This is a genomic window from Succiniclasticum sp. (genome assembly GCF_056977735.1).
On record NZ_DBMCWA010000009.1, the window covers coordinates 93,761 to 106,459 of the forward strand.

General features: G+C 50.7%; 9 protein-coding genes and 1 tRNA gene. 8 read left to right on the forward strand and 2 right to left on the reverse strand.

All coding sequences use genetic code 11. From position 1 onward, the window contains the following. Positions 1–53: 53 nt before the first annotated feature. A complete protein-coding gene (locus ACZOWY_RS06720; RefSeq protein ID WP_484394166.1) occupies positions 54–1,565 on the forward strand; it encodes an IMP dehydrogenase in 1,512 nt (503 codons plus the stop codon). A gap of 102 nt (positions 1,566–1,667) precedes the next feature. Then, positions 1,668–3,317, forward strand: a complete 1,650-nt coding sequence (locus tag ACZOWY_RS06725) for a DUF4127 family protein (RefSeq protein ID WP_484394170.1) — start codon at positions 1,668–1,670, stop codon at positions 3,315–3,317. Positions 3,318–3,437: 120 nt separating this feature from the next. On the opposite strand, the gene ACZOWY_RS06730 is transcribed toward ACZOWY_RS06725, so the two are convergent. Beyond that, on the reverse strand, positions 3,438–4,967 hold the full coding sequence (locus ACZOWY_RS06730; protein ID WP_484394175.1) for a Ppx/GppA phosphatase family protein: 1,530 nt from the start codon (positions 4,965–4,967) through the stop codon (positions 3,438–3,440). Between the two features lie 263 nt (positions 4,968–5,230). Here ACZOWY_RS06730 and ACZOWY_RS06735 point away from each other — a divergent pair, with 263 nt between their 5' ends. From ACZOWY_RS06735 to ACZOWY_RS06750, 4 genes are all read left to right on the forward strand, one after another. Next, positions 5,231–6,784, forward strand: coding sequence for a Ppx/GppA phosphatase family protein (locus ACZOWY_RS06735; protein WP_484394180.1), 1,554 nt, complete (start codon positions 5,231–5,233; stop codon positions 6,782–6,784). Next, positions 6,781–9,081, forward strand: coding sequence for an RNA degradosome polyphosphate kinase (locus tag ACZOWY_RS06740; RefSeq protein ID WP_484394185.1), 2,301 nt, complete (start codon positions 6,781–6,783; stop codon positions 9,079–9,081). Before ACZOWY_RS06735 ends, ACZOWY_RS06740 begins: the two co-directional genes overlap by 4 nt. Positions 9,082–9,213: 132 nt before the next feature. Further along, the gene (locus ACZOWY_RS06745; RefSeq protein WP_484394190.1) at positions 9,214–9,522 is read left to right on the forward strand and encodes a hypothetical protein; all 309 of its coding nucleotides are present in this window, start codon (positions 9,214–9,216) and stop codon (positions 9,520–9,522) included. A gap of 94 nt (positions 9,523–9,616) precedes the next feature. Continuing rightward, positions 9,617–9,693, forward strand: a tRNA-Arg gene (locus tag ACZOWY_RS06750). A 61-nt stretch (positions 9,694–9,754) separates the two neighbouring features. Here the strand turns inward: ACZOWY_RS06750 and ACZOWY_RS06755 are convergent. Then, positions 9,755–9,979 (reverse strand): hypothetical protein, encoded by a 225-nt coding sequence (locus ACZOWY_RS06755; RefSeq protein WP_484394194.1) that lies wholly within the window; start codon positions 9,977–9,979, stop codon positions 9,755–9,757. A 536-nt stretch (positions 9,980–10,515) separates the two neighbouring features. Between ACZOWY_RS06755 and ACZOWY_RS06760 the strand changes: the two genes are divergently transcribed. Further along, on the forward strand, positions 10,516–12,006 hold the full coding sequence (locus ACZOWY_RS06760; protein WP_484394199.1) for a DUF2828 family protein: 1,491 nt from the start codon (positions 10,516–10,518) through the stop codon (positions 12,004–12,006). A gap of 120 nt (positions 12,007–12,126) precedes the next feature. Next, entirely contained in the window at positions 12,127–12,483 is a 357-nt protein-coding gene (locus tag ACZOWY_RS06765; RefSeq protein WP_484394203.1) for a DUF6508 domain-containing protein, read from the forward strand. The last annotated feature ends 216 nt before the right edge of the window (positions 12,484–12,699 follow it).

Here is a 12,699-nt window from a genome sequence, read left to right on the forward strand (position 1 = left end):
TAATATATTTTCGTTACAGTAATTTTCAAGTTGAGAAAGGGAGGGTGTTACGATTGGCTTTTTATTACGATGAACCCGCGCATACGTTTAGTGAGTATCTGTTAGTACCGGGGTATTCTTCTTCCAAGTGTATTCCCGATAATGTGACGCTGGTAACGCCGCTGGTAAAATTCAAAAAAGGCGAGGAACCCGCAATCAGCTTAAATATTCCCATGGTGTCCGCTATCATGCAGTCTGTTTCCAATGACAAACTGGCTGTGGCCCTGTCCCGGGAAGGCGGCTGTTCCTTTATTTACGGCTCCCAGACCATCGAAGACGAAGCGCAGATGGTGCGGAATGTGAAGAGCCACCGCGCCGGCTTTGTGGTCAGCGATTCCAATATCACGCCGGATAGCACCCTGGCAGACGTGCTGGCGTTAAAGGAAAAAACCGGTCATTCCACCGTTGCCGTTACCAGTGACGGAACGGTAAACGGCAAGATGGAAGGCATCATCACCAGCCGTGACTACCGTGTCAGCCGTATGGACCTGGGCACGAAGGTACGGGACTTTATGACTCCCATCAGCAAACTGATCGTAGGCAAAAAGGATACCACCCTGCAGCAGGCCAACGATATCATCTGGGACAATAAGCTGAACACGCTGCCCATCATTGACGATGAAGGACGCCTGTTATACATGGTATTCCGCAAGGACTATATATCCCATAAAGAATATCCGCTGGAACTGCTGGACGATAAAAAACGCCACGTAGTAGGTGCCGGCATCAACTCCCGCGATTACGCGGAACGGGTTCCGGCTCTGGTGGAAGCGGGCGCGGACGTGCTCTGTATTGACTCTTCCGAAGGTTTCTCCGAATGGCAGAAGATCACCCTGAAATGGATCCGCGACCATTATGGCGATAAAGTAAAAGTAGGCGCAGGCAACGTGGTAGACGCGGAAGGCTTCCGCTTCCTGGCGGACTGCGGCGCAGACTTTGTCAAGGTCGGCATCGGCGGCGGTTCCATCTGCATCACCCGCGAAACGAAGGGTATCGGCCGCGGGCAGGCTACCGCCCTGATCGATGTGTGCAAAGCACGTGACGACTATTTCAAAGAGACCGGTGTGTATGTTCCCGTCTGCAGTGACGGCGGCATCGTCTACGATTACCATATGACCCTGGCCCTGGCCATGGGCGCAGACTTCCTGATGCTGGGCCGCTATTTCGCCCGCTTCGATGAAAGCCCCACCAACAAGGTCAACGTAAACGGCAGCTACATGAAAGAATACTGGGGCGAAGGTTCCAACCGGGCCCGTAACTGGCAGCGGTATGACATGGGCGGCTCCCAGAAGCTGTCCTTTGAAGAGGGCGTGGATTCCTACGTTCCTTATGCTGGCAGCCTGAAGGACAACGTGAGCCTGACCCTGGCCAAGATCCGCAGCACCATGTGCAACTGCGGTGCACTGAATCTGCAGGAGCTGCGCGAAAAAGCAAAACTGACCCTGGTGTCCGCAACCTCTATTGTAGAAGGCGGTGCCCACGACGTACTGCTGAAGGACAACACAGCGGCGACCTACGCCAAATAATTACAGATACGCATGGTATGAGCGTAGCTTTTATAAAAAACACGACAGGGAGCCCGTGCAGGCGGCGCTCCCTGAATTTGCATAATGTGGGGATGTGAGTATATGAAAAAGACAGTAACCGGTTTTTTGCTTGGCAGTCTGTTGCTTACGGCCAGCTCGGTCATGGCAGTGGAACCGGTCAGTGCGGAAGGAGTAACGGAGGGCATGAATAAATCTGCAGCAGACGCATCGATGCAAGCTTCGTCTGTTGTAAAAAGCAAAGGGACAATGGTTTTTGTACCCCTGGATACCCGCCCTGTCTGCAAAGAGTATTCCGTTGCTTCCATGAAAGCCGCCGGATGGGATATCGTGGTTCCGCCTGACGAACTGCTTTCTTCTGCAGACCGGGACGGTCAGCCGGACAAGCTGCTGGAGTGGCTGGAAGAAAAATCGAAAGATGCAGTGGCTGTCGTAGCCAGTGCGGATGCACTGGTTTACGGAGGTCTGGTGGATTCCCGGACGCATCATACGGACCTGACGGTGTTGCAGTCCCGTGTGGAGCGACTGGTGTCCCTGAAGAAAAAAATGCATTCCCCCGATGTATATGTGTTTGTGACGATCATGCGCTCGCCAAAGGCCAGCTCGGCGCCTGTAGAACCCGTGTATTATAAGGAATGGGGACCGAAGCTGTTCCGTCAGGGCGCCCTGATGGATAAAGAAGAGCTGTTCGGTTTGTCGCGTAAAGAAAGTAAAGAACTGCAGGAACTGAAGCATACGATTCCCAGGAATGTGATTGCCGATTTTTACGGCCGCAGGAAGACCAATATCCAGACCACGGAGTTATTGCTGCATGGTGTTGAAAGCGGAAGCTTCAATTATCTTCTGATAGGCAGGGACGATACCAGTCCTCTTTCCCAGGCGCATCGGGAAGCCCGTTTTATGGGTTCCCTGGTGAATGAGCTGCCGAAATCGAAGATCCGGTTCTTTTCCGGTGCGGATCAGCTTGGCCTGGTATTGCTGACCCAGGCTGCCAACAGGCTGACGTTCTCAACGCCTCTGGTGTATACGGAGTTTGCCCCCGGTAAGGGCGGTGAGACAGTTCCGGCCTATGAGGATGATACGGTTGCGATTTCTGCCCGCCAGCATATTTATGCGTCCGGCGGTTTCCCGGCCCGCAAGGCGGACAACGCGGACTTCATACTGGCGGTGAACACGCCTTATAACGGGAAGACACTGGAAGCTTCTGATGCGAAAAATACAGGGAATCCGGATAAATCTGTCAAAATCTTTCTGGATAAAGTAGAATCCTATCTGGACGCAGGCAAGAACGTAATCGTTGCCGATTCCAAATATGGAAACGGGGCGGATAATGCGCTTGTGAAAGAAATGTTCCGCCGGGGGATTGCTTATAAAATTGCATCTTACGGCGGCTGGAACACATCCGGCAATTGTCTGGGTTTTGCCCTGGCGCAGGGTATGGAATCTCCGTATTATGATGGAAACACGGCGCGGGATATGCTGAATGTCCGCTACCTGGATGACTGGGCCTATCAGGCTAATGCCCGCATGGATGTATATAAGAATGTGATCTGGCCCCAGTACATGCCGAATTCCGGTTTTACGCCGGAGCAGAAGAAAACTGCTGAAACAGCAATCTCGGAGAGCATTACCCGCGTTGCTGAACCTGTGATGGGCAGTGTTGTGAAGAAATATGATTTCAAACTCCCCTGGAACCGGATGTTTGAAGTACAACCGGTTAAGAAGACGAAGTAAAACACAAAAAAATTCCCGGAAGATTTTCAGATAACCTTCCGGGATTTCTTTTGTTTAAGGCGATTCCATCTTTGTGATACTGTACCGTTTTGGATTTTGCCAGACAGGAAGATACAGTACTTATCTGCCGGCTTCTTTCTGCACAGCGGCTTTTAAAGGAGTTCCAAACGTTTCCCTGAACCATGCTTCGTGGGTTTTTAACTGCTGTAACTCAATGGAAGCAGTTTCCGTGGCATGTATTTCCAGTATAGCGGAACCATGGTCAAGACAGGGAACTATCGCGGTTACGGTATTGCTTTCGGAATAGTCCAGGCTTTCCGCCAAAGCGAGAAGAAGTGCCAGCTTGCCGGCGGTTCCCCAGTCCTTTTCTGTCAGAAGGGGACGGTACGCATGATTTTTAAAATAGCGTTTGGAAAGACCGTTATGCCAGCCGGCGATGACGGCGCACAACATCTGTTCCGCATGGGTCAGGCCGAAAATTTTGGCATTTAAGATCATGTAGGCGGAATGACGGGCGTGGCTGTAATAATTGATCGTGATACCTATGTCATGTAGCAGCGCCGCCGTTTTTAACAGTTTCCGGCATTGTTTCCCCAGACCGTGCAACGCATGCCAGCCGTCGAACATGGATAAAGCCAGCGCGGCCACATGCCGGTTGTGTTCGATATTTACGGAGAAAAGACGCAGTGCGTTTTGCGTGCTTTCTTCTAAAATATCCCCGGCGATCAGGGGGACATTGTTGGTCTTGGCGTAGTAATCATAAAACAGGCCTTCCCGCAGCCCGCAGCCCGATGTAATGATCCGTTTGCTGTGCGTCTGTATCAGCAGGCAGTTGATAATGGAGGCACCGGCCAGGATAATATCCGCACGTTCTTCTGACAGACCGGGGATTTGTTTGCGCTCTTCCAATGTGGTATTCTGCAGTTCTTTAAACAGTGCGCGGAAGCTCTGGGCACTGAAGATGTAATTATGGATCCGGCTGGAGGGATAGTTCCGCCGTTTCTGGATCATCTTGGCCACGGTACGGGCCGTGCCGCCGACACCGATCAGCGGCAGGCTGGCATCCTTCAGCCAGGGATATTTTTCCATGCGGGTGGAGATAAAGAAATTGACGTCGCTGTACACCGTGGAGGGCATCGTGTCGCGGATATGGAAAATTTCCGTGGTGTTTACCGCGCCGAGCGGGATGGAAACCGATTCCACCAGCTTGCGGTCCCGGAACAGGATCAGTTCGGTGGAGCCGCCGCCCAGGTCAAAAATGATACCGTCTTTCATAGGCAGGGTATTGATGACCCCGAGATAACTGAGCGCGGCCTCGGCGTTGCCCGAAATGATATGTAACCGGATCCCGGTCTTTTCAAAAACTTCTCCGGTCAGCTGGCTGCCGTTCTTTGCATTGCGGATGGCGGCCGTGGCTACGGCAATGATTTTATCGGTCTTATACTGTTTGCACATATAAGCAAAAGACTGCATGACCTGGAGCGTGCTTTCAAAGGCCTCTTTGGAAAGAAGGCCGCCCTCTGTCTTTTGTGCAAGGCGCAGGGTTTCTTTCTGATTAAAGACCATATTGTAAGCGCCGCTTTTATAGATGTGGCTGATGACAAGGCGGGCCGAGTTGGAGCCGATATCGATGATTGCGATTCTTTGCATAGTGTCTCTCCAGTGAAATATATCCGGCGTTTTTCCCGTAACGGATACGCTGTTTCCTTTACAGGATGGAAGCGCTTTCTGTTTACTATTATAACGCATTCCGTCGAAATGACAAAATTTCTAAAAATAAAATCATAATGCGTTTCTTTACACAAGGATTTTTTTAACTAATGTCGAAAATTTAATTAACAGCTATTTGCAATCATAAAAAAACGCTGATTCATTCGTATTCACGCTATATTAAAAACAATGGAGAAAAATTTATGAAGCGCAAAACTTATACCACACTGGCGGCCATCCATCTGGGATCAGAAATGCTGCGCCTGCGGATTGTGGAATACCGCAGCCTGAACCGCGTCAAGGTGATCGAGCAGTGCGATTATCCCATCCGGCTGGGAGAAGAAGCATTCAAAAAGAAAAGTATTCCTTTTTCCATGGTAGAAGAAATCTGCCAGGTGCTGCAGGGCTTTAAAGAGCTGATGCAGGATTACGGAACGGATGTGTATACGGCGCAGGCTACCACGGCAGTGCGGGAAGCCAGCAACAAAGTGTTCATGCTTGACCAGATCAGGCTGCGTACCGGACTGGATGTTACGGTGACGGAAATGCCCATGGAAATCTATACCAAGTATGTGGCGATCCGTAAAACCGTACGGGACCAGCACATTTCCAGTGAAAAAGGCATGATGCTGCTGGATATTTCGTCCGGCGGGCTGGGGATATCCCTGGTGCAGGATGAACAGATCAAATTCCAGGAAAATTTCCATATCGGCATCATCCGGATCAAAGAAAGCTTTAATAACTACCAGCGCAGCAGCCTGCATTTCAACAAAGCGTTGATGCAGTTCCTGTCCAGCACCATGGGGCCGGTGCGCAAAGCGTTGGAAGGGCAGGCGGTAAAATACCTGGTGCTTTCCGGAACGGAAACGGAACTGCTCTTGAAGGTGATGGGCATCCGCAACAAGAATAACGTGCAGCGTGTTACTACGGAAGAGTTCCGTAAGTTCTTTGAAAAGGTCCGCAAGCTGAACCTGCCCCAGCTGCTGAAGACATACCATCTGACGGAAACAGAAGCGGAGCTGGTGCTGCCTATGGTTCTGCTGTATGAAAAACTGCTGGACCTGGCCCCGTCGGCCAAAGAAATCATCATCACCAGTGACACGTTCCTGGACGGGATGATTTTGTTGCGGCTCATCCGTGAAAAAGACGAAAATTATACCCGCATGCTGGAAGAAGAGAAGATGAGCCTGATCCATCATGTCGGGGAGACGTATGAATATGATTACAATCATGTGACCCAGGTGGAACGGCTGGCGCTGGTGATCTTTGACAGGATCGGAAAAAAATACGGACTGGACGATCATTGCCGCCTGTTGCTGCGGGCTGCGGCGATCCTGCATGATATCGGAAAGTATGTTTCCATGCGCAGCCATTCCCTGTATTCCTACCAGCTGATCATGGGCACCGATCTATTAGGCTTTACGGAAGAAGATAAGCAGGTCATCGCCATGGCGTCCTATTATCACGCCCACAATGTACTGGAGAGGGACGATAAACGGGTACCGGAACTGAAAAACGAACTGGTGCCTGTCGTGGCAAAACTGTCGGCCATCATCCGGCTGGCAGATGCGCTGGACCGGAGTTATATGCAGAAGATCCAGCGGTGCAAAGTGAATCTGCATAACAGGGACCTGACGATTCAGGTCGTGAGTAAGGCGGATCTGGATTTGGAAGAATGGACGTTTGCTTCCAAAGTGCTGATGATGGAAGAAGTATACGGATTTAAAGTGCGGTTAGAACGGGTGGAATCATTATGAGTGAGACGAAAGTAAAGACCGGGACAAGAACAAAACGCAACGTGGCGGCAGCGGAAAAGAAAGTGCCGGCCGCGGTAAAAAGAGCTGCAGCAGTGGTAAAGAAGCGCATTAAGAGCGCTGCGGTACCGGAACCTGTGGCGGATAAGACGGCTGGGATCTCCAGAGAAAAGAAAGTGACGAAAGCAGACCTGAAGCGGCCGGAGTATTTCTTTAACAGGGAACTGAGCTGGCTGAAGTTCAATCTCAGGGTGCTGCGGGAAGCAGAAGTGGAAACAACGCCGATCCTGGAGCGGCTGAAATTTATTGCCATCACATCCTCCAACCTGGATGAATTCTTCATGGTGCGTGTGGCCGGGCTGTGGGACCAGTATGAAAACGGTGTGACCAGTAAGGATCCGTCCGGCCTGACGGTACGGGAACAGCTGCGGATGATCTCCCAGGCGGCCCATGAACAGATGAAGCTGGAAAGCAAAATTCTCGCCGACGTACTGGAAGATCTGAAAAAAGCAGGCGGTCCGGAAATTAAGAGCATCGAAGACTGCAGCGACGAAGGCAGAGAATGGCTGGAAAATTATTATCAGGAAGTCGTGTATCCGGTACTGACGCCGATGGCAGTAGACGCGTCTCGGCCGTTTCCGTTCCTGGGAAACAAGACGCTGAACCTTGCTGTGCAACTGATTACGGTAGACGGGGAAGAAAGCATGAGCGTGGTACAGGTTCCGTCCCTGCTGCCGCGTCTGATTGAAATCCCCGTGGAAGAAAAGCGTACGTTTATTTATCTTGAGGAACTGATCACCATTCACTGCAAATATTTGTTCCGGGGCTGCCAGATTCTGGACGTGGCGCCGTTCCGTCTGACCCGTGACAGCGATTTGGACGTGGATGAAGAGGATATCGACGACTTGCTGCGGGAAATCGAAAAATCCCTGCGGCAGCGCAAACGAGGCGCAGCCCGCCGCATGGAGATCGCCAAAACCGCCAATAACAGTATTAAAAAGTTTCTGGAAGACAACCTCGATCTTACAGATGAGGAAATTTATGAAATTTCCGGCCCGCTGGATGCCACCTGTTTCTTCAAGTTTGTGTCTTTGGATAAGATGTGGCCCTGGCTCCACGAGCCTTTTGTGCCCCAGCGCCCGAAGGATCTGCCGGAATACGACAATCTGTTTGAACGGATCAAAGAGAAGGACATCCTTCTGTTCCATCCCTATGAAAGCTTTGACCCGGTGGTAAAGTTTGTCAGCGATGCGGCAAACGACCCCAAAGTGCTGGCCATTAAACAGACGCTGTACCGCGTCAGCGGCAATTCGCCCATCGTGGCAGCGCTGGCCCGGGCGGCGGAAAACGGAAAACAGGTCACGGTGCTGGTGGAACTGAAGGCCCGTTTTGATGAAGAGAACAATATCCTTTGGGCCCGTCGTCTGGAAAAAGCCGGTGCCCATGTAATCTACGGTCTGGTAGGGCTGAAGACGCATGCCAAAATCATTCTGGTAGTGCGGCAGGAACCGGACGGAATCAAACGATACGTACATCTGGGTACCGGTAACTACAATGACAGTACGGCGAAGCTGTACACCGACATGGGCCTGATGACGGCCAACGACCAGTTTGGCAGCGATGCGTCCGCGTTTTTTAACCTGCTGTCCGGTTATTCCAAGGCGCCCGTCTGGAACAAGCTGGTGATGGCGCCCATCGGACTGCGGGAAAAAATTTATGAGCTGATCGACAACGAGATCCGTATTGTAAAAGAAGGCGGGGAAGGGCACATTATCGCCAAAATGAACTCCCTGTTGGACCAGCCTGTCATCCAGAAGTTGTATGAAGCATCCATGGCAGGCGTGGAAATTGAACTGATTGTGCGGGGCATCTGCACCCTGCGTCCGGGACTGGAAGGTATCAGCGACAACATTACCGTACGCAGCATCGTGGGCCGGCAGTTGGAACACAGCCGTATTTTCTGGTTCGCCAACAACGGGGACGAGCAGCTCTTCATGAGCAGTGCCGACTGGATGCCACGTAACCTGAACGACCGGGTGGAACTGTTCTTCCCGGTGGAGAATGAAGAGCATATTTCGCGAATCAAAGGAATCCTGCAGTTGTATCTGGAAGACAACGCAGGCGCCCACATGATGCAGAGCAATGGGAATTACCGCAGGGTGGTGGCCGGTAAGGGAAAGGAAATCAGTTCACAGAACCTGCTGTACGAACAGGCACAGCTGGCGGCGGCGGAAAACATGGAGAAGATACCCATGGAACAGCGGCTGCGACCCGCGCCCAGACAGGAAAGCGAGGAGTAAGGAGTGTTGTATCTGCAAGGAGTTTCCCGGTAACGTCTGCTCCAAATATTTATAAAGGGAATCTGCAATATATATATTGTTAAATAGCCCATCTTTGTGTTATAATAATACGGAATTTTGAGGAGGGGCGTTATGATGGAAAAATTTGCCGTGACAATCAATCATCACGGGAATTACGGATATATAGAATATGATCCGGCAACAAGGAAAGCAGATGTGCACCTGGGGCTGGAGAAGCCGAAGGCCGCGGTGGAAAAATATCTGGCAGAACCTCATACTTTTAAGGTGTGCTGTGGGCCGACCATCAGGGATTTTAAAGAAGTGACCCTGCACCCGCTGGAAAGCCTGGAAAATTTTCAGCTTTGCCTGACCCGGATGTGGGTCTCCATTGATGTGCGGGTGGAATGGAGCATGCCGCCGGGTATGGCGGAAAATCTGTAAAAGGCAATCAAAATGCCGGCGTATAACCGGCATTTTCTCTCTTTACGCGTACCGTATGTACCGTGTATGGTTAAATGTTTATAATTGTTCATATGGTTCCGTAGCTCAGCTGGATAGAGCGACCGCCTCCTAAGCGGTAGGCCGGCAGTTCGAATCTGCCCGGGATCACCAAAAATAAACCCCTGACTTTGGTAAGCTGAAGTCAGGGGTTGTTTTATACCTTCGTGTATTGCTATGCTCTGATTTTTGCGATCAGGGCTTCCTGCAACGTTTGGGAAAAATTAATCTTCTTTTCCTGTGCTGCGATGTTTAACCAGGCAGGAATCGTAAGTGTTTTCCGTACAGGTTTTTCAAAATGCGTTTTTGCATACTCCGCAACGTCAACGGACACCATGCTGACAAAAGCATCCACCGTATCAATACGTGTAAAAAAGGTATGCACGACTAAAGCAATCATTGAAGGTTTTAAGAAAAAACAACATCCGGCGGAAAAAAAGCCTGTATAAAAACAGCAAAAGAGTGTTTATGTAATTTAAATGAAAAAGAAAGAGAAAAACGCAATTAATAAACGATAAAACAAATAAAAAATATAAATTAAAAAATAAATAATTGACAAAATAAAAAACAATTGCTATAATCTCCATAGTGAGATTCATAAAGGCACGAACAGCAATCTTCCATAATACATTTAGAATATCACGGCAATGTGTCTGCGGACCGGCCTGAAATCTTGGACGGTGCCTTGTGGAATGTCACTGCAATGTAAAGGCGCGAACAGCAACGACCTATTTGTCTATCTTACATGGAATGACCGGCGTTCCCCGGAACGCTAAAAAAATGCGCCTTGTAGAAAGTGCGGGCGGATTTCCTCCCGCACTTTTCTATCTCCGGAACAGTTAATGAAATGTATTTCATCAGTTTTTTCTTGATGTATAACAATGAATATCCTTGTTCTTCAGGGACCAGGAATCAGACACGATCAGGAGGTAAATCATGGACTTAATTCATGCCATCGAAGATGCTGCCAATAAAACCCATACCGAAAACGGAGCCGTGACCCTGGAAACGACGGGGGACTGCTGTCTGGATCTCTTCGCCACCGTCGGCGCCCTGCGCCATGTGTCCGAAGAAGAAATCTGCCTGCGCTTCCAGCGCGCCTGGGCGGAAAACCGGGACATTGCCATGAAGATCCTCTTCTTCGCCCGCGACGTGCGGGGCGGGCTGGGGGAACGCCGTTCCTTCCGGGTTATCACCCGCTGGCTGGCGGACTACGCCCATACCTCCGTTGTCAAAAACATCAGCAACATCCCGGAATACGGCCGCTACGACGACCTGCTGAGCCTGCTGTCCACGTCCTGCGAAGCCGATGTGCTGCGCTTCATCGCGGTACAGTGGAAGAAGGACATGGAAGCGCTGCAGACCGGGGAACCTGTGTCCCTGCTGGGCAAATGGCTGCCTTCTGTCAACGCGTCCAGCGCAAAAACCGTCGTGCTGGCGAAAAAAGTTGCAAAGCAACTGAAACTCCGCCCTGCGGAATACCGCAAGGCGTTGACCGCGCTGCGCGAACGCATCCACATTCTGGAAAACGATCTGCGGCTCAAAGACTACAGCTTCGACTACGCAAAACTTCCCTCAAAGGCCATGTACAAATACCGCGCGGCTTTCCAGCGGAACGATGAAGCGCGGTATCAGGAGTTCCTGGGCAAAGTGGAAAAAGGCGAGGCGCAGATGCATACGGACAGCCTGACTCCGTACGACATCGTTGCGTCTGTGCTTGACAATTCCTCCCGCTGGAAACCGGACGTCAAGGCAGCGAATAAAAAAGAACGCAAAGCGCTGGACGTAACGTGGAAGGCACTGCCGGATTACACCTGCGGGGAAAACGCGCTGGTAGTGGTTGACGGTTCCGGTTCCATGTACGGTTACGGCAACCCCGTGCCCGCAGCCGTGGCCCTGTCCCTGGGCATCTACTACGCGGAACGCAACCGGGGCCAGTTCCGCAACCACTTCATCACGTTCTCCGAACATCCGCGGCTGGTTCAGATCAAAGGGAAGGACATCGTAGACAAAGTCATGTACTGCGAAAGCTACAACGAATGCGCCAATACGGACATCGAAGCAGTCTTCCGCCTGATCCTTACCGCTGCAAAAAAACATCAGGTGCCGCAGGAGGAAATGCCCTCCCGCATCTACATCGTCTCCGATATGGAGTTCGATTGCTGTGCGGAAAACGCAAGCCTGACGAACTTCCAGAACATGGAGCAGATGTACCGGAAGGCCGGATACAAGCTGCCGGAAGTGGTGTTCTGGAACGTGGACAGCCGTAACACGCAGCAGCCGGTGAAGAAAAACCAGCAGGGCGTGGCCCTGGTCAGCGGCTGCACCCCGCGTCTCTTCGAGATGCTGGCAGGGGGCAACCTGTCTCCCTACGCCTGCATGATGGATATCCTGAAGCGTGACCGGTACAAGGATATCGTAGCGTAGGGCGGAGAAAAGATTGTCGCTTCCCGGGCGACCAGTTTAAACGAATTCCCTTTATAATTAAGATAGAGAGAATGATGTGTTTAAACTGTAAAACAACCTGACCAAACGGAGGTGAAGGAATTGACTATCAATGAAAAATGCCAGAAACTGCCCGTGATAAAAACACAGCACAGTCCGTGGGGAGGCGGGTTACAGAAGGACGGAATATCACAGTTTCCTTATCCGATCTATTCAAACGAAGTCACGGAATGGATTAAAGCCATGTATGATCTGGATCTGACGGATAAAAATTATTTTGAAAACATGGAAAAAATCAAGGGAAAACCGGTTGCGGAACTGACACGGGATGAAATCCTGACCCGGATGACATTTCTGATCAGGGCAGAACGGTTTTGTGACGGAACGATAGAAGAAGCATTGAACGACGGCACGCTGGAAGCGTTAAGCGTAAGGCTGCATGAGATTACCAAACCGTAAAGCTGATGCAAAAGGGAGAATGCAACCATGGCAAAGCCTGTCGTAAAGACGGGCTTTAATTTATCCTTCATCAAATAATATAAGGTGAGATAATGATTGCCTCTGTTATCCCTAACGAGAGTGTGAAACTATTTCTGTAAATTAGGTCTTCTACGATAATTTCGAGTGGTTCAACCCCGCTATTCCATGCGGGTATAAGCTAACTAACATATAACG